Origin of the sequence: Herbaspirillum camelliae, assembly GCF_001929405.1 — a bacterium.
Classification (GTDB): Bacteria; Pseudomonadota; Gammaproteobacteria; order Burkholderiales; family Burkholderiaceae_D; genus Herbaspirillum; species Herbaspirillum seropedicae.
In genome coordinates, this window is the sequence record NZ_KV880769.1 from 855,058 (window position 1) to 873,353 (window position 18,296).

Below are 18,296 nucleotides of genomic sequence, written 5' to 3' on the forward strand. Positions count from 1 at the left end.
AGAGCGCTCTCGCATTCAAGGAAGAACAAGTCGCAGGGACTGCAAGGCCCCTGCAAGGGCATTTGCATCCTGACGACTGACAAGGAACCTACATGAATATCTCCAAATTCTTTATCGACCGCCCGATCTTCGCGGGCGTGCTATCGGTACTGCTCCTGCTGGGCGGCGTGCTGGCCATGCTGCAGTTGCCCATTTCCGAATATCCGGAAGTGGTGCCGCCCTCGGTGGTGGTGCGCGCGCAGTATCCCGGCGCCAACCCCAAGGTGATCGCTGAAACCGTGGCTTCGCCGCTGGAAGAGCAGATCAACGGCGTGGAAAACATGCTCTACATGCAGTCGCAGGCCAACAGCGACGGCAACCTCACCATCACCGTCAACTTCCGCCTGGGCGTCGATCCCGACAAGGCCCAGCAGCTGGTGCAGAACCGCGTCTCGCAAGCCCTGCCGCGCCTGCCGGAAGATGTGCAGCGACTGGGTGTGACCACGCTCAAGTCCTCGCCCACGCTGACCATGGTGGTGCACCTGACTTCGCCCGACAACCGCTACGACACCACCTACCTGCGCAACTACGCAGTCCTGAACGTCAAGGACCGCCTGGCGCGTATCCAGGGCGTGGGTGAAGTGGGCCTGTTCGGCTCGGGCAACTACGCCATGCGCGTCTGGCTCGATCCCAACAAGGTGGCCCAGCGCGGCCTGACCGCCACCGACGTGGTGCGCGCCATCCGCGAGCAGAACGTGCAAGTGGCCGCCGGTGTGATCGGCGCCTCGCCCAGCTCGCCGGAAACACCGCTGCAACTGTCGGTCAACGCCCAGGGTCGCCTGAAGACCGAAGGCGAATTCCGCGACATCATCCTGAAAGCCTCGCCGGACGGCGCCACTACCCGCCTGGGCGATGTGGCCCGGGTGGAACTGGCCGCCTCCGAATACGGCCTGCGCTCGTTGCTGGACAACAAGCCGGCCGTGGCCATCCCCATCTTCCAGGCGCCGGGCGCCAATGCGCTGGAGGTCTCGACCCAGGTGCGCGCGGCGATGAAGGAATTGTCGGCCGACTTCCCCAGTTCGGTCAGCTACAGCATCGTCTATGACCCGACCCAGTTCGTGCGCGCCTCCATCGAAGCGGTGGTGCATACCCTGCTGGAAGCCATTGCATTGGTCGTGATCGTGGTGATCATCTTCCTGCAGACCTGGCGCGCCTCCATCATTCCGCTGTTGGCCGTGCCGGTCTCCATCATCGGTACCTTCTCGCTGATGCTGGGCTTTGGCTACACCATCAATGCGCTGTCGCTGTTCGGGATGGTGCTGGCCATCGGTATCGTGGTCGATGACGCCATCGTGGTGGTGGAAAACGTCGAGCGCAACATCGGCGCAGGACTCTCGCCACGTGACGCCACCTATCGCGCCATGCAGGAAGTCTCCGGCCCCATCATCGCCATTGCCCTGACGCTGGTGGCGGTGTTCGTACCGCTGGCCTTCATGACCGGCCTGACCGGCCAGTTCTACAAGCAGTTCGCGATGACCATTGCGATCTCCACCGTCATCTCGGCCTTCAACTCGCTCACGCTCTCCCCGGCCCTGGCCGCCCTGCTGCTCAAGGGCCATGGCGACAAGCCGGACTGGCTGACGCGCCAGATGGACCGTTTCCTCGGTGGCTTCTTCATCCGCTTCAACCGCTTCTTCAACCGCGCCTCGGACAACTATGGCCATGGCGTGACCGGTGTGATCAAGCGCAAGGGCGCCACCATGGGCGTGTACGTGCTGCTGCTGGCGGCCACCCTGGGCGTGTCGTACATCGTCCCCGGCGGCTTCGTGCCGGGCCAGGACAAGCAATACCTGGTGGCCTTCGCGCAATTGCCCAATGGCGCTTCGATCGACCGCAGTGAAGAAGTGATGCGCAAGATGAGCGACATCATGTTGAAGGAACCCGGTGTGGCCAGCGCCATCGCCTTCCCTGGCCTGTCCATCAATGGCTTCACCAACAGCTCCTCGGCCGGTATCGTCTTCGTGGGCCTGAAGCCCTTCGATGAACGCAAGAGCAAGGACCTGTCGGGCAATGCGATTGCCGCTTCGCTGAACAAGAAATTCGGCAGCATCAAGGAAGCCTTCACCGCCGTCTTCCCGCCGCCGCCGGTGATGGGCCTGGGTACGCTGGGTGGCTTCAAGATGCAGATCGAAGACCGCGATGCACTGGGCTACGCCGAACTGGACAAGGCTGCGCAAGCCTTCATGAAGGCCGCCGCCAAGGAACCGGCGCTGGGCCCGATGTTCTCCAGCTACCAGATCAACGTGCCGCAGCTGGACGTGGAACTGGATCGCGTCAAGGCCAAGCAGTTGGGCATTCCGGTCACCGACGTCTTCAACACCATGCAGATCTACCTGGGTTCGCTGTACGTGAACGACTTCAACCGCTTCGGCCGCGTCTATCAGGTGCGGGCACAGGCTGACGCGCCCTTCCGCGCCAAGGCCGAGGACATCGCGCAACTGAAGACCCGCAACGATGCCGGCGAAATGGTGCCGCTGTCCTCGGTGGTGAAGGTCAAGCAGACCTTTGGTCCGGAAATGGTGGTGCGCTACAACGGCTATACCGCTGCCGACATCAACGGTGGTCCGGCCCCGGGCTATTCCTCGGACCAGGCGCAGGCCGCTGCCGAACGTGTGGCTGCAGCGACCCTGCCGCGCGGCATCAAGTTCGAATGGACCGACCTGACCTACCAGAAGATCCTGGCAGGCAATGCCGGTGTGTGGGTGTTCCCGATCAGCGTGTTGCTGGTGTTCCTGGTGCTGGCGGCCCTCTATGAAAGCCTGACCCTACCGCTGGCCGTGATCCTGATCGTGCCGATGAGCATCCTGGCCGCCTTGACCGGTGTGTGGCTCACCCGTGGCGACAACAACATCTTCACCCAGATCGGCCTGATGGTGCTGGTGGGACTCTCAGCCAAGAACGCCATCCTGATCGTGGAATTCGCCCGCGAACTGGAGATGCAGGGCCGTACCGCCGTGCAGGCCGCCATCGAAGCCAGCCGCCTGCGTCTGCGCCCGATCCTGATGACCTCCATCGCTTTCATCATGGGTGTGGTGCCGCTGGTGACCTCCTCCGGCGCCGGTTCGGAAATGCGCCATGCGATGGGCATTGCGGTGTTCTTCGGCATGCTGGGCGTGACCCTGTTCGGCCTGTTCCTCACGCCCGTGTTCTACGTCCTGCTGCGTACCATCGACCGCCGCGCACTGCACTCGGCCTCGCATCACGAAGCCCCGATGACCGCCGGCACCCACATCGCCCATGCTGCACCGGGCGCACAGGATGATCGCTGATCTGCGGATCAGCCCATGAATGGAGCAAGAAAAATGATGACCCAATCTCTCTCGATGAGCCGCCTGTTGCGCCCCGTGCGCATCGGCTCGGCCCTGCTGGCTGCGCTGCTGGTGCTGGCCGGTTGCTCGGTGGCCCCGACCTATGAACGTCCTTCGGTGGACACCCCGGCCGCCTTCAAGGAAGCCGCCCCCGCCACGCAGACCGGCGAGAACGGCAGCCAGTGGAAGACCGCGCAACCCGCCGAAGACATCACCCGCGGCGAGTGGTGGAAGATCTTCGGTGACGAGAAGCTGAACGCCCTCGAAGACAGCGCCCAGCAAGCCAACCAGGACCTCAAGGCCGCCGCCGCCCGCCTGGGCCAGGCGCGTGCCTTGACCCGCGATGCGCGCTCGGGCTACTTCCCGCAGGTCGATGCCGGCATCGGCGCGACCCGCCAGCGTCCTTCGCCCGCCTCGCAAGGCCTGCCGGCCGATGCCGACACCCGGCCCAACACGCTCTACCGCGCCCAGGCCAATGTCTCCTATGAAGTCGACCTGTTTGGCCGGGTCGCCTCCACAGTCGACGCTGCCACCGCCGACGCCCAGCGCAGCGAAGCGCTGTTCCATTCGGTGCTGCTGGCCTTGCAGGCGGACGTAGCGCAACAGTATTTCCTGGTGCGCGAACTGGACGCGGCGGCGGCCCTCTATCGCGGCACCGTAGACCTGCGCCAGGAATCGCTGCGTCTGGTGCAGCGCCGCTTCGATGAAGGCGATATCAGCGAGGTTGATGTGGCCCGCGCCCGCGCCGAACTGGCCTCGGCGCAATCGGAAGCGCTGGGCATCGCCCGCCAGCGCGCCACCGCCGAGCATGCGCTGGCCATCCTGCTGGGCCGCACCCCGGCCGAGTTCTCGCTGCCGCCGCAGCCGCTGACGCGCCTGGCCGTCTCGGTGCCGGCCGGCCTGCCCTCGGCGCTGCTGGAACGCCGTCCCGACATCGCCGCGGCCGAGCGCGCCATGGCCGCGGCCAATGCCCGCGTGGGCGTAGCCAAGTCGGCCTTCTTCCCCAGCCTGAACCTGACCGGCGGGTTGGGCTATGAATCGGCGCAGCTGGGCGACCTGTTCAACTGGTCCAGCCGCACCTTCCTGCTGGGTCCGCTGGTGGGCACGGCCTTGTCGATGCCGATCTTCGATGGCGGCCGTCGCCAGGCTGGCGTGGATCGCGCGCGCGCCAGCTATGAAGAACAGGTGGCCAGCTATCGCGGCACGGTCTTGAACGCCTTCCGCGAAGTGGAAGACAATCTGGCCAACCTGCGTATCTTGGATCAGCAGAACCGCGCCCAGGATGAAGCCGTGGCCGCCTCGGCACGCGCGGCCACGCTCTCGCACACGCAGTATCGCGAAGGGGCGGTCAGCTACTTCAGCGTCATCGACGCCGACCGCACCGTGCTGCAACAGCAGCGCGCCTCGGTCACCCTCGATGGCGAACGCGCCCGCTCCACCGTCAACCTGATCCGCGCGCTGGGTGGCGGCTGGGGAGTCCCGGCCGAGCAACTGTCCTCGGCCAGGTAAGATGTTCCTGCTGCCGAGCGCAGCAGGAACGCCGCGCCCTTCTTTCCATCCACCGACGCAATATAGAGAACACCATGTCCCTCTCCCTGTACCAGGTCAGCATCCCGATGCTGATCCACGGCCTCGATACCCTGTCCACCCTGCTGGAAAAGGCCGAGCAGCACGCCGCGCAACACCAGCTCGATCCCAACGAACTGCTCGCAGCGCGCCTGTACGAAGACATGTACGCCCTGAGCGGCCAGGTCCAGCGCGCCAGCGATACCGCCAAGGCCACCGCCAGCCGCCTCTCCGGCGTGGCCGCACCAGCCTTCGCCGACGACGAAGCCAGCTTCGACGACTTGCAGGCGCGCATCAACAAGACCATCGTCTTCCTGGAATCGATCCCGGCCGACGCCATCGACGGCCAGGAAGAACGCGCCGTGACCATGAAGCTGCGCGGCGAAGAACGCAGCATGACGGCCCAGCACTACCTGACCACCTTCGGCCTGCCCAACTTCTTCTTCCACCTCACCACCGCCTACGGCATCCTGCGCCACAAGGGCGTCAAGCTGGGCAAGATGGACTTCCTGGCCTTGGCCTTGTAGGACGCCTGCGAAAACGGCCCGCATCCTGCGATGCGGGCCGTCCGTGACAACTCGTTTCCCGTGGTACTTTGGCCCGCCTCGCTCCCCCGAGGGCGGGCCTTTTTTCTTCAGGCGACCTGTGGCAACCCAGCCCGCTGCAACAACTGGCGGCACCGTTGCGACAAGGCCACCACGCGTAATTGCTTGCCCATCCGCGTATAGCGCTCGGCCAGGGTCTGCACGGCGGCAATGGCGGAGTGATCGGCCAGGCGCAGATGCCGGCAATCCAGGGTGACCTGTTGTGGATCATTTCCGGTATCGAACAATGCGAGGAAATGCGTGGTGGAGGCAAAGAAGAGCGTGCCATGCGGCACATAGGTGCGGCTGCCATCGTCCTCATCGCGCACGTCCGAACGCACCTCGCGCGCATGCTGCCAGGCGAAGTTGAGCGCGGCGATCACGATGCCGCACAGCACCGCTACCGCCAGATCGGTCAGCACCGTGATGACCGTCACCGCAATGATGACCAGCGCATCGCTGCGAGGCACCTTGCCCAGCACGCGCAGCGAACCCCAGGCGAAGGTCTCCTGCGCCACCACGAACATGACGCCGGCCAGCGCCGCCAGCGGGATGCGCTCGATGGCCGGCGACAGGAAGAGGATGAACAACAGGATCATGACGCCCGCCGCCACACCGGACAGCCGCGAACGACCGCCCGAGCCGAGGTTGATCATGGTCTGGCCGATCATGGCGCAACCGCCCATGCCACCGAACAGGCCCGAGACGATATTGGCGGCGCCCAGCGACAGGCATTCCCGGTTGGGCTGGCCACGCGTGGCAGTGATCTCGTCGGTCAGATTGAAGGTCAGCAGCGTTTCCAGCAAGCCGACGATGGCCATGAGGACGGCGTAGGGACCGATGATGCGCAAGGTGTCCAGCGTCATCGGCACGCTGGGCAGGTGCAGCGGCGGCAGGCCGCCGGCGATCTGCGCCATGTCGGCCAGCGTGCGGGTGTGCAGGCCGCTGGCGTACGTCACCAGACCGACGCCGAGGATGGCCGCCAGGGCCGGGGGCACCGCCTTGGTCACGCGCGGCAGCAGCCAGACGATGAGCATGGTGGCCAGCGTGAGCGCGATCATCACCCACAGCGCTGATCCTTGCAGCCACTGCGTGCCGGCCGCCGTCGCGATGCGGAAATGTTCCAGCTGCGACAAGGCGATCACGATGGCCAGGCCATTGACGAAGCCCAGCATCACCGGATGCGGCACCATGCGCACCAGCTTGCCCAGCCGCAACACCCCGAAGGCCAGCATGATCAGCCCCGACAGCACCACGGTGGCCAGGAAATACTGCGCGCCATGCTGCACCACCAGCGCCACGATCACCACCGCCATCGATCCCGCCGCACCCGAGATCATGCCGGGCCGTCCGCCAAAGAGCGCCGTGATGGTGCAGATGAAGAAGGCGCCATACAAACCCATGAGCGGATTCAACTGCGCCACCAGGGCGAAGGCGATGCATTCCGGCACCAGCGCGAAGGAGGTGGTAAGGCCGGCCAGTACATTCTGGCGCAGGTCGCGCAGGCGCGAAGTCGGTGTCGTGATGGTCGTCATGGGCAGCAGCTCGGCCTGCACGCTGGCGCAGGGAGGCGATGGAAAAGGCGGTGCTTCAGGGGGAACATGCCAGAGGGACAGCGGTGCAAGGAACCGGCGTCGGCATGCAGTGAAGCCCGCATTTTACCGCATTGCAGCAAACACCCCCGGCAATGAAGGCCGGTTCGCCCGCCTCAGTTGCGCGAATACAGCACACGCAGCGCCACCCGGCGCTCCGGCGGCGGCAGCTGGTTGACCGCGCGCAGGTAGGCGATGGAGGCGTCGCAGGTGGCCTCAGGATCGGCCTGGCGGCGCAATGGTGAAGACAGCAGCTTGAGCTGGTCCTGGGTGAGCGGGGCGAGCGCCTGGCGGATCACGCGAGTGCGCTCGGCCAGCGTATAGCGACCGGCATTGGCCGGATCGGCATCGCGCAGCAGATGCTGGGTCATGCGCTGTTCGCGGTTGGCGAATTCCGGCGGCAGCACCGCCTGCGGCGCTTCGCGCCCGGCGGTGGCGTCCTCGCGCGAACGCGGATAGATCAGCTCGGTGCAGGCCGCCGCGCTGATGCCGCGCAGGGCCACGGCCTGGTCCAGCAGCAATTGCTGGAACTCGGCCAGCGAGGCATCGGAGGCAATGGGTAGCAGACGGCGGCTGAGGATGCCGATCTGCTCGCGCCCCACCGCCAGGATCTGCGCATCCGACGCATGGGCCTGCACCTGCGCCCAGGCCAAGTCGATGGTATGGGCGAATTCCTTGGGGTGATAGCGCGCCATGATGTCGAACAGCGCACCCTTCTTGAATTCGGCTTCGAGGATGTCGCGCGAGGTGGCGATGGTGGCCAGTTGCGCCGTTTCACCACCCGGGGCCAGCCGGGTCAGCACGCCCGCCTGCAGCAACTGGCCCAGTTCCGGATACCAGCTGCTGCTGGCAGGCGTGTCGGCGATGCGCTCAATGAATTCGTGCGGCAGGCCCAGCTTGCCGTAGGTATCGAAGGTCAGCTTGCGGTCGAAGCTCTTGTTGATGCGGTCGTCGCCGCCCACGGTGTAGAGGGTGTGGAAACCGATGTGCGCGCGTGGGTCCATGGCGCGGTCGCGTCCGGCCAGGAAGGCCAGGGTGCAGGAGGAAGAGCACTCCTGCTCCACGTAGGTCGCCAGGCCGCGCTGGCGGATCACCTCGCCGACCAGCTTGCCCTCGCGCACCCAGCCGCCGGCCGAATACAGCACCACGGTCCCCACCGAAGGATGCTGATCGAGGATGCGCGCCAGGCCTTCGGCGGCGCCATCGTTCATCCCGCCCTGCAGCAGCACCGACTTGCCATCCACGCGCAGCTGGTAGACCACCGGCGGCCCCAACTGCTTGCCCAGGGCGATCTCGAACTGCTCGCGCAGCGAATGGGCGGCGCGCCAGGTGCTGGTGGCCATGCTGATGACGCCGCACAGGATCAGGAACTTGACCGCCAGCTCGGCCCAGCGCCGACCGCCCCGCGCCACATGGCGACTGGCCGAGCGCCAGCAGCCGCACACGCCCCAGGTCCAGGCCAGGTAGCTGAAGGCAGCGATGAAGAGCACCCCGCCCATGCCATAGCGGGCCGGCATGTCATTGGTCAGGCGCGCCAGCAAGGGGATCGCCAGGGCCGGCGTGAGCGAGGTCAGCAAGACCGTATGCAGCCAGTAGGAACGCGCCAGCGAATAGTCGCCGCGCCAGTGGCGACGCAGGAAACCGGGGCGCGGGGAAACGGCAGCCCGGGGCGCGGAATGGGAAGGACGGGTTACAACCTCAGACACGTGATGCTTTTCCTCGATGCGCTACGGTAGGGGCCCAACCCGCACCGTTGTGACGCGCTCATTTGCTTGGACAGGCTCAAGCATACCCCAGCCGCTGCCTCCGGTCAGGCCCCGAAGCCGGGAATGCGTGACAGGTCGACCGCGTCGATCTGGCTGGGATGCATGAATTTCTCGGCGTACTTCTCGTAGATGCGTTCGCGCACGAACAGGTCGAAGAGGTCCGGATCGATATGGTCGCGCGCCTTGAAGCCGGCTAGGATCTCGACGGCCTCGTTGAGCGTATTGCCGCGCTTGTAGGGGCGATCGGCCGCGGTCACCGCCTCGAAGATATCGGCCACGGCCATGATGCGCGCCTGCACCGACATCTGGTCCCGCGTGAGTCCCTTGGGATAGCCCTTGCCATCCATGCGCTCATGATGGCCGCCGGCGAATTCGGTCACGCGCGCCAGCTGCTTGGGCCACGGCAACGACTCCAGCATCTTGATGGTGATGACGATGTGGTTGTTGATGATCTGCCGCTCGGCGTCATTGAGGGTGCCGGCGCGGATGCGCAGGTTGGCCGATTCCTCCTCGTCCAGCAGCGGGCGCAGCTGGCCGTCCGGACCGCGCCAGCTGCGCTGGGCGATTTCCAGGACGCGCTGCTGGTCTTCCGCACGCATACCCTCGGTGCCCACATTGATCTTGCGCATAAAGGCGCGCTCCAGATCAAGCTGGGCCAGCTCGGCGGCCAGGCCGGCGTCCAGCTCGGCGGCGCGCTGCGCATCCAGCGCCGCGCCCAGCGCCAGCTTTTCCTGCAGGACGCGGATCTCGGCGTCGCGCTTGAGCACCTCGATGCGGGTCTCGACCAGGTGGATGCGGTCGAAGATGGTCTCCAGCTTGGTGGCCTTCTCGACGATGTGGGTGGGCGTGCTGATCTTGCCGCAGTCATGCAGCAGCGCCGCCAGCCACAGTTCGCGGCGATCGGCCTCGCTCATCTGGAAATCGGCCAGCGGACCTTCGGTGGCGTTGTGCGCGGCCTCGGCCAGCATCATCGCCAGTTCCGGCACCTGCTCGCAGTGGCGTCCGGTGTGCGGCGATTTTTCGCCGATGCCGATGTTGATGAGGCGGATCAGGCTTTCGAACAACTGCTCCAGGCGCTGGATCAGTTGCTGGTTGGTCATAGCCATGGCCGCCTGCGAGGCCAGCGCTTCGATGAAGTGCTGGTCGGTCTCGGAGAAGGGCACCGGCACACCGGTGACCGGATCGATGGCATTGATGAGCTGCAGCACGCCCACCAGCTCGCCCTCATGATCCTCCATGGGCACCGTCAGGAAGGACTGGGACTTGTAGCCATACTTCTCGTCGAAGAGCCGCATGCCATTGAAATTGAAGCCGCTGCTGACCTGGTAGACATCGGCGATATTGACCGACTTGCGGGTATTGGCGGCATAGGCGGCCACCGCCGACAGGTTGGGCTGGCCATCGGGCAAGCGCAGCGCGATGTCGGGAATGGAGATGGCTTTTCCGCTGCTGCCGCCCTGGTGCATCTTGAGCGTATCGTTGACCGAGATGTAGAAGCGCAGGCTGTCGCCGCCTTCATTGATGCGGTAGAGGGTGCCGCCATCGGCCTGGGTGATGTCCTTGGCCGTGAGCAGGATACGTTCGAGCAACAGGGGAATATCGCGGCTGCTGCCCAGCTCGCGGCACAGCTCGGTGAGCCGTTCCAGGCGATAAGCAATGTGGCGGTGGCGCTCCGCTGCCGGGATGTGCGAAAACGGGCTCATGCTGCCAGGCTCCCGGCACGGGCGAGTGGATTGACGGCTGACAACATGCTGCTCCCTGATGCGTTGGCGTGGAAGATGGACGCGATTCTGCGGATGCTCTGATGGCATCCTGGCGATTCTAAGAGGCCCCGCGACGCGACCTTGCGGCGAGCTTGTGGGGAAATAACCTGCAATTCTGCGCTTATGCAGCAACGGCATGGGCGCGCGGGCCAGGATCAGGGATATCCCGATTGATTTAGCGTCCCGAATCCCTTACCATCGCCCCTGTTGCAATCTTTGCCACATATCGCGCAAAGCCGGATCCGGCGGGGGTTTCCGGGCTGCAACGAAAGTCCGCCCTGGACTTTTCCTGACCGCATGACCAAGACCACAGACAATAGAGCGGCAATGACGATGCATGTAGAAATTCTCGGGTGCAGCGGGGGAATCGGTGGCAATGGCATGCGCACCACGTCCCTGCTCATCGATGACGATATCCTGATCGACGCCGGTACCGGCGTGGGCGATCTGACACTGGAACGGCTGCAGGCCATCGACCATGTCTTCATCACGCACGCCCACCTCGACCACATCGCCTGCCTGCCCCTGATGATCGACAGCGTCGGCGACCTGCGCCAGACGCCCATCACCATGCACGCCACCCCGGCCACGCTGGAGATCATCCGCAAGCACATCTTCAACTGGCACATCTGGCCTGATTTCAGCGTCATTCCCAGCGCCGAACAGCCCTTCCTGCGCTTTGCCACCATCGAACCCGGCCAGACCGTCGCGTTGGGCCAGCGCAGCATCACCGCGCTGCCCGCCGAGCATACGGTGCCGGCAGTAGGTTACCAGGTCAGGAACGATCGCAGCGGCGCGTCGCTCGCCTTCAGCGGCGACACCACGGTGTGCCCGCCGCTGTGGCAGGCGCTCAACCGCATCGAGCAGTTGCGCTATCTGATCATCGAAGCCGCCTTCGCCAACCGCGAACGCGAACTGGCGCTGCTGTCCAAGCATCTCTGCCCGGCCCTGCTGCTGGAAGAGCTGCAGCATCTGCAATCCCGCCCGGACGTGCTGGTCACCCATGCCAAACCCAGCCAGGTGCAGGAGATTGCCGCCGAGATCGCCGCCGGCGGCACGGCGCACCGTCCACGCATGCTGGCGACGGGGACCATCCTGGAACTCTGAAGCCTTCTCCGCCAGCCAGGAAAAAAGGGCGCTCACCCCACGGTGCAGCGCCCTTTTTCCATCGGCAACGAAGCAGCTTTAATGCACCACGCAATCAGGCGCGCTGGCCGCACCGAGCTTTTGCATGCCATTGTTGGTATTGCTGCTGATGGCCGGCGGCATCGTCACCGGCACGCCGATGTTGGCCGGCACCACTACCGGCGGCTGCAGGGGCCCGGAGACATAGCCGAACTGCCCGGCGTTGAACAGCTGCGCGCCGCCCGCATTGCTCACCAGGATCGCGCCCGAGGCCACATCCACATGCAAGCCATCGGCGGGAGCTTGGCCACTGGGCGTGGGGATCGCGCCGCAATCGGCCTGGCAGAACAGCGCGCCGAAATGGGTACCGCGAATACCGATGGTGGCCGTGGGCGTATCGAAGTTGACGGCTTCATGGTTGCGCTTGCCCACCAGTCCCGTGACGGCCCGCAACCCACCCTTGACCAGGCCGATGGCCACGGAGTCGTTCTCGGGTTTCTTTTCGTCGTAGATGTACTTGTTGACGGCCACTTCGGTGCCGGGCCTGAGCACGATCTCGGCGTTGTCGACGAACTTGACGCGGGTATAGGTCTCGCGCTCGGTGATGAGGGTGTCGCCCTGCAGGATGGCCGACTTCACCGACAGCACCGCGCGCGTGCCGTCGGCATGGCGCGCCGTGAGCACGCCGGAAAGATGGGTCACCTGGCCCACCACCTGGGCCTGCACCAGGCCGCTGGCCGTCAGCAAGAGCAGCAGCAGGCCCAGCCAGGCCAGCCGACGCGGCAGAAGCGCCGGCAAGGATTGAAGATGCGATGTCATGGTCATGGCTAGGTCCAGGTTATCAGGTGCACATCGGCAGGGCTTTGCGCGCTGCCTTCGGATCGCCGCCGCTGTCATCGCCGAAGCTGCCTGCGGTGCCGCCTACGGTCTGGCCGCCGCCGCTGCTCTGCTGGACGGGATTGCCGGCGGACTGGGCATTGGGATCGGAAAGCCGCGCGCTGTTGACGGTGGCCTGCAGGTTCTGGCTCTGCTGGTTCTGCTGCTGTTGCACTGCCTGGCTGGTCTGGGTATTGCTGCCAGCGGAACTGGTCGCACTCGCGGGCAGCGGAATGCGGGTGCCATTGACATCAGTGATGCGCACCCCCTGGGCGTAACCGATCACCGCCCCCGAGTCCACCGAGAGCAGGGCCACGCCAGGTGGCGAGGTCGAGATATTGGCGTTGATGGTCATGGAATCGCCCGCAGCGAGCGTGATGTTGCCGCCCAGCGAGACCAGCACGCCATTGACCACCAGCGTATCGTTGCTGCCGGCCGACGCGCTGGCGGTCAGGATGATGTCACCAGTGGCGCTGACCCCGCCCGCCCCGATGGCCATGGGGCTGTGCGTGACCATGGTCACCGCACCATTGTCGGTCTTGACCTGGCCGTTGGTATTGCTGCTCATGCCCAGCATGGCCAGCTTGGCGGCGGTAGCTGGTGGATCGCCCGCTGTGCTGGAAGGCAACGCCCCGAGGAAGCTGGCGCTGTCGCCCAGCGCTGCCGTGCGCATGCCGCCGGTATTGTCGATGTTGATATCGCCATGGACGGTGTGGACCCCATTGATGGTGACCACGCTGGCGTCGGCAGTATTGAGCCGGTTGATCAGCCTGATGCTGCCCGTGCCCTGGTTGTTGGCGGCGAAGCCTGCGATCTGGTTGCCGGTCTCGGTGAGGGAAATGCCGTCCGTGGCCGAGGTGATCAGCTGCTGCTTCACGTGCAGCGCGCTGCCGGTCTGCTGGAAGATGTTGGCCGACTGAGCTTCCAGCACCAGGTTGTTGGCCGTGATGTTGCCCACGATCAGACTGCCATTGGTCTGGGACAGCGCCGCATCGGCCAAAGTCAGATTGCCGCCGGTCTGCTGGAAGGACTCCGCGACCACCAGGCGCGAACCGATATTGCCGGTCACATTGCCCTGGGTGACGTTGAGCGCAGCCAGGCGCACATCACCGCCCAGGGTCAGGTTGCCGCTGTTGATGTCGACGTTGAGGCTGGAGTGCGAGGCATTGGCGATGGTCACGCTGCCGTTGCCGAAGGGCATCGCCGAGAGCTGGTTGCCGCCCTCATCGTTTCCTTCTTCCTGCACCCTTGTACCAAGGGTCAGACGACCGTTACCGCCGGTCACGCCGCTGAGCGTGACGGTGCCGCCATTGACCGAGAAATTGCCCGCCAGCGTGGTGCCGTTGCTGGTAAAGCTGCCCCCGCTCACGTTAGCCGAACCGTCGATGACCGAACCGCTGACCACGGTCAGCACACCGCCGGTCTGGTTGAACTGGCCAGTGCCCTTCACCAGGAGACGGTCGATCTTGTCGCCCACGCCATCGCTGAGCGTGACGGTATTGTTGGAATCGATCACCACCGTATCGATCTCGGTGGGCAGGTAGGTACTGCTACCGCCGCTCCAGGTCTCGCGGGCGCCCCAGTAGCTGTTGCTGCCTGATGCATAGAAGGTGGTGCTGCGCATCATGGTCAGGCGCAACGGACCGTCCGTATAGTTGGCCTTGAGCATGGTCTTGATGCCATCGACATTGCTGACGTCGCCACTGACGTAGCGGAAGTAGCTGTCGCCCAGCGACGCCCCCTGGAAGTTGAACGGCGTGAAGTTGCTGCCCTCGGCCACATCATTGACGTTGCCCAGCACGTGCGTCTTGAGCATGCCGCCCAGATGCGCAAAGCCGCCGCTGAAGACGACATTGTCGTTAGTGCCGGCCGGGGTCACGTCGATGAGCATGGTGCCGGTATCGCCCTGGGTATAGTTGCCGGCGATGGTCAGGTTGCCGATGATCCCGTCACCGCCCGGGGCCAGCACGCCATTGTTGACCACGCCTGCGGCCGCCACCAGGCTGCCGCTGCCGAGGATGGTCGCGTTCTGGTTGTTGGTGATGCTGGAGAAATTGAGCGTGCCGTTGCTCAGTGTCACCGTGCCGTTGTTGCTCAACGAGGTGCTGCTGGCCATCAGGCTGGTACCGTTGGCCAGAGTGAGGTTGCCGTTGTTGTAGACCCCGCCATCGCTGTAGAGGCGGCCGCTGGCGTTGACCTGGATGGTGCCGTTGTTGATCAGCGCATCATTGAGCGTGACCGAGCTGTTGCCGCTGGCATAGACGAGCGAGCCGCCGCCATCGAGCTGCAGACGGCCCGCGCGCAGCGTGCTGGTGCCGTCGAGCCACACCGAGCCATTGCTGATGAGCAGGTTGCCGCGGCCTTCGACGCCATCCATCGCGTAGAGATCGCCACCATTGAGCGAAATGCGCGCGCCATTGCCGACGGTGCTCTGGCGCGCAGCGCTGAAGTCAACGCCCTCGCCGGCCCCGGTGTGCAGCGTCAGGGTCAGCGCTCCGCTGGTGCTGCGGATGTCGGCATTGATGCTGATATTGTTGGCGGCATTGAGCGTGAGCGAGGCAGCGCCGCCAGCCTGCTTGACGATGGCCGAACTGACCGTGATATTGCCGGCCTGGCTGCCATTCGCGCCGGTAGCAAGCGTGACATTCACCCCGGCTTCGAGCTGGCCGACGATGGTATCGGCGCCGATCTGTGAACTGCTGCCGTTGGCGCTGATGGCATAACTGCCATTGCCGGTGCTGGTGGACACGGTGCGCGAGCCACCCGACACCACTTCCAGGTCAGAGGGATCGATCAGCCAGTTACCGCCTGCGCCCAGCGTAGGCGCCTTGACCACATCGAGCCGCTTCAGACCCGAGGTCTCCACGAAGCCACCCTGCCCCGGCGCTCCGGTGGCCGAGACATCGCCATCGATGAAGGCCTGGTCCTGCGCCACCAGGGTGATATTGCCGCCCCGGGTACCGTCCGCGTGGATGCTGGAACTGGCGCTGGTGTTGAGGTTCTGGCTGGCGCGCAAGAAGATGCGCCCACCCTCGCGCACCACGCTGGAGGCATTGATGACGCCGCTGTTGTTGATCAGGCCGGCGGCCACGCCAATGCGCCCCGCCTCGGCCGTGATGCTGCCCAGGTTGGTGACATTGCCCGCGCTGCCGGTGACATTGACGGTCACGCCGGGCGTGGCGGTATCGGCCAGGGTCACGGTTTCGCCCGCCGCCAGGATCACTTCACCCTGCGCGCTCTTGATGATGCCGCTGTTGGAGACGCTGCTGCCGATCAGGTAGACGCTGCCGCCGGTGGCCGACTGGATCTTGCCCTGGTTGTCCACGACACCGGCATTGCCCTGGCGCGCGAAGTTGAGCTTGCCGGCCAGGAAGTCGCTGTCGCTGATGGCCAGCGAGGTGGCGATGAAGCGGCCGGCATCGATGCTGCCGCTGGGGCCGATGACCACGCCATTGGGGTTGTACAGCACCACCGTACCGGTGGCCGAGAGCTTGCCGTAGATCTGCGAGATATCGCCGCCGCTGACCTTGGCCAGCAGGGCCGCCGCCGCACTGGGCTGGTTCACGTTCACCGTCGCATCCGCACCGATGCTGAAGGACAGGAACTGCGCAATGGCCTGCGGCGAGAGCTGGTTGATGTTGAGGATATTGCCGTTCTGGGTGAAGGTGACATTGCCATTGACCACGCTCCAGCCGGTGGGCAGGGTACCGGGCGCTGGCGCGGCCGCCAGCACGGGCGCCTGCCACGCACCGCACACCGCCGCCGTGGCCACCGAAATGCGCAGGGCCGGGGCCAGCAGGCGCGTCCAAGAACGTCGCAGCAAGCCGGCCAGCAATTGCGGCAAGGGCTTGCGGGCGCGCCAGCTCAGCGTCAGGCGGCGACGTCCCACCCGCACCGTCAGCGACGGCGGCAGCAATTCGATGGCCGGCCGGGAAGAGCCTTGGGCAGAAGCGGAGGTAGTTGTCATGTCAGAACCCCAGGGTTGCGCTCAGGTGGGCGTTGAGATCGCCACGTTGTTCGGTGATGGAATTGCCGTTGAGCAGGACCCGCGCCACATCCAGGCGCAGGTTGAAATCGCGTCCCAGCGCATAGCGCAGACCGGCGCCGATACTAGCCAGCGTCAGCGTGGATTGCACCTGGGAGCTGGACGTCACGTTATTGTTGGCGCCACGTCCGGCATCCACGAAGGCCAGCAAGCGCATGCTTCCCTTGAGCTCGCTCTTGGCCAGCAGGTCAGGCGTATAGAGTTCGCTGTTGAGCACCACGCCGCTGTCGGCCGAGACTGCGCGCTCGGTGAAGCCACGCACCGCCGTCGCCCCGGCCAGCCCGAATTGCTCCACCGCCGGCAAGGCGTGCGGCGAGAGTTGCAGGTTGCCGGCCAGGCGCATCTGCCAGTCGCTCTGGAAGGCCTTGAGCCAGGACGCGCCGCCACGCACGGCAATGAAGTTGTCCATCGACTGGCGGCCATTGGTAAACAGCGAATAGCGATCCGTGACCTGCAGTGCATCGTTGCGCCGGGCCTCGCCCGTGGCCATGTTGCGGGCCACGCCGATATTGGCGTCGATCACCTGGCCCACGCCCTGGCGCTGGGCGCTGTAGGTCAGCGACAGCGGCAAGGTCGAATAGGGCAGGCAGGTATTGAGGGTCGCTCCGTTCAGCAGACCGCCATTGATGGCGCAGGATGAATCGACCTTCTTGTAATCCGCACCCAGCACCAGCTTGCTGCTCCACTCGCCGTTGCGGGCAAAGAAATGGTTCCAGCGCAGCGCATAGACTTCCCCGCGCCCGGTGATGTTGAGGGTGGAATTGAGCGCCAGGGTCTGGCCCGAGCTGACGCTGGACTTGCCGTAGATGAAGTCCAGGCTGTCGCCCAGCGCATACAGCGGCAACCGGTAACCCAGCGAATACAGATCGACCTTGGAGCCCGAGGGGCTGTCAGGCGAAGTGGTATAGGCCACCGTGGCGACGTGGTCGCGGTTGAACAGGTTGGAATGCTGGATGGCCACCCCGGTGCGCCAGCGGCCGGTATCGGCGCTGCCGGTATTGTCGAGGTTGAGCATGACGCGCAGCGGATTATCGTCCTTGACCTCGATCTTGGCGTCGATCTGGTCACCCGATTCAGCCGCCGAGAGCGTGACATTGACTTGCTTGGCCGGATTGTCGTTGGCCAGTTGCACCGACTCGGAGATGCGGCGCAGGTTGGGCGAGACGCCCTCCTTCAGGGCCGGGATGCTGGCGCGGATATTGGCTTGGCTGAAATGGCGGTTGTCGCTCACCTGCACCTTGCCCACCACGGTTTCCACGACATCGATGCGCACCTCGCCCGAGCTCAGTTCCTGCTCCGGCACATGGACTTGCACGGCGGTATAGCCGGCGCTGCGGTAGAGGTTTTCCAGCGCTTCCAGCGCCTGCTGGATATCGCCGTAGACCCGGCCCTGGCCGGTGAAGGGCGCGACGGCGGCCTGTACCTGGTCCTCAGTGAGCAGGGTATTGCCGGCCACGACGAAGCGGCGGATCTCGAAGCGTTCAGTGGCCTCGGCCGCCGCCGGCGCAGGCTGCGCCACGGCCGCCGCGGCCGTGCCCAGCAGCGCGGCTGCCATCACGTAATGCTGCAAGCATCGTTTCATTTTTTCTGGCCGCGCCCCTGCGGCCCTCCCTGATATGTCATGCACTGCCC

Annotated in this window: 10 protein-coding genes; 4 read left to right on the forward strand and 6 right to left on the reverse strand. The window is 65.2% G+C overall.

Annotated elements, in window-relative coordinates:
• The first annotated feature begins 92 nt into the window (after positions 1–92).
• The 3 genes from BGK68_RS03930 to BGK68_RS03940 all read left to right on the forward strand — a co-directional run bounded on the left by BGK68_RS03930 (position 93) and on the right by BGK68_RS03940 (position 5,440).
• On the forward strand, positions 93–3,308 hold the full coding sequence (locus BGK68_RS03930; RefSeq protein ID WP_075256014.1) for an efflux RND transporter permease subunit: 3,216 nt from the start codon (positions 93–95) through the stop codon (positions 3,306–3,308).
• A gap of 33 nt (positions 3,309–3,341) precedes the next feature.
• Entirely contained in the window at positions 3,342–4,856 is a 1,515-nt protein-coding gene (locus BGK68_RS03935; protein WP_075256015.1) for an efflux transporter outer membrane subunit, read from the forward strand.
• A 74-nt stretch (positions 4,857–4,930) separates the two neighbouring features.
• Positions 4,931–5,440, forward strand: coding sequence for a DUF1993 domain-containing protein (locus BGK68_RS03940; protein WP_075256016.1), 510 nt, complete (start codon positions 4,931–4,933; stop codon positions 5,438–5,440).
• Between the two features lie 107 nt (positions 5,441–5,547).
• On the opposite strand, the gene BGK68_RS03945 is transcribed toward BGK68_RS03940, so the two are convergent.
• The 3 genes from BGK68_RS03945 to BGK68_RS03955 form a co-directional block, all read right to left on the reverse strand.
• Positions 5,548–7,032, reverse strand: a complete 1,485-nt coding sequence (locus BGK68_RS03945) for a SulP family inorganic anion transporter (protein ID WP_198937158.1) — start codon at positions 7,030–7,032, stop codon at positions 5,548–5,550.
• Between the two features lie 173 nt (positions 7,033–7,205).
• Positions 7,206–8,795: a COG3904 family protein gene (locus tag BGK68_RS03950; RefSeq protein ID WP_075256017.1), complete on the reverse strand. Its 1,590-nt coding sequence runs from the start codon at positions 8,793–8,795 to the stop codon at positions 7,206–7,208.
• Positions 8,796–8,899: 104 nt separating this feature from the next.
• Positions 8,900–10,558 (reverse strand): HD family phosphohydrolase, encoded by a 1,659-nt coding sequence (locus tag BGK68_RS03955; protein WP_075256018.1) that lies wholly within the window; start codon positions 10,556–10,558, stop codon positions 8,900–8,902.
• 393 nt (positions 10,559–10,951) lie between these two features.
• On the opposite strand from BGK68_RS03955, the gene BGK68_RS03960 reads away from it, so the two are divergent.
• The gene (locus tag BGK68_RS03960) at positions 10,952–11,725 is read left to right on the forward strand and encodes a 3',5'-cyclic-nucleotide phosphodiesterase (RefSeq protein ID WP_075256019.1); all 774 of its coding nucleotides are present in this window, start codon (positions 10,952–10,954) and stop codon (positions 11,723–11,725) included.
• 78 nt (positions 11,726–11,803) lie between these two features.
• Here the strand turns inward: BGK68_RS03960 and BGK68_RS03965 are convergent, their stop codons facing one another.
• From BGK68_RS03965 to BGK68_RS03975, 3 genes are read right to left on the reverse strand one after another with little or no spacing between them, the layout of a single operon-like run.
• A complete protein-coding gene (locus tag BGK68_RS03965) occupies positions 11,804–12,562 on the reverse strand; it encodes a FecR family protein (protein WP_075259667.1) in 759 nt (252 codons plus the stop codon).
• Between the two features lie 22 nt (positions 12,563–12,584).
• On the reverse strand, positions 12,585–16,586 hold the full coding sequence (locus BGK68_RS03970; RefSeq protein WP_075256020.1) for a beta strand repeat-containing protein: 4,002 nt from the start codon (positions 16,584–16,586) through the stop codon (positions 12,585–12,587).
• 1 nt (position 16,587) lies between these two features.
• A complete protein-coding gene (locus tag BGK68_RS03975) occupies positions 16,588–18,246 on the reverse strand; it encodes a ShlB/FhaC/HecB family hemolysin secretion/activation protein (RefSeq protein ID WP_075256021.1) in 1,659 nt (552 codons plus the stop codon).
• Positions 18,247–18,296: the final 50 nt, after the last annotated feature.

Coding starts and splice junctions, on each gene's coding strand:
- BGK68_RS03935 (WP_075256015.1), top strand. CDS start 3,342: ATGATGACCCAATCTCTCTCGATGAGCCGCCTGTTGCGCCCCGTGCGC.
- BGK68_RS03965 (WP_075259667.1), bottom strand. CDS start 12,562: ATGACATCGCATCTTCAATCCTTGCCGGCGCTTCTGCCGCGTCGGCTG.
- BGK68_RS03940 (WP_075256016.1), top strand. CDS start 4,931: ATGTCCCTCTCCCTGTACCAGGTCAGCATCCCGATGCTGATCCACGGC.
- BGK68_RS03975 (WP_075256021.1), bottom strand. CDS start 18,246: ATGAAACGATGCTTGCAGCATTACGTGATGGCAGCCGCGCTGCTGGGC.
- BGK68_RS03955 (WP_075256018.1), bottom strand. CDS start 10,558: ATGAGCCCGTTTTCGCACATCCCGGCAGCGGAGCGCCACCGCCACATT.
- BGK68_RS03960 (WP_075256019.1), top strand. CDS start 10,952: ATGCATGTAGAAATTCTCGGGTGCAGCGGGGGAATCGGTGGCAATGGC.
- BGK68_RS03970 (WP_075256020.1), bottom strand. CDS start 16,586: ATGACAACTACCTCCGCTTCTGCCCAAGGCTCTTCCCGGCCGGCCATC.
- BGK68_RS03945 (WP_198937158.1), bottom strand. CDS start 7,032: ATGACGACCATCACGACACCGACTTCGCGCCTGCGCGACCTGCGCCAG.
- BGK68_RS03930 (WP_075256014.1), top strand. CDS start 93: ATGAATATCTCCAAATTCTTTATCGACCGCCCGATCTTCGCGGGCGTG.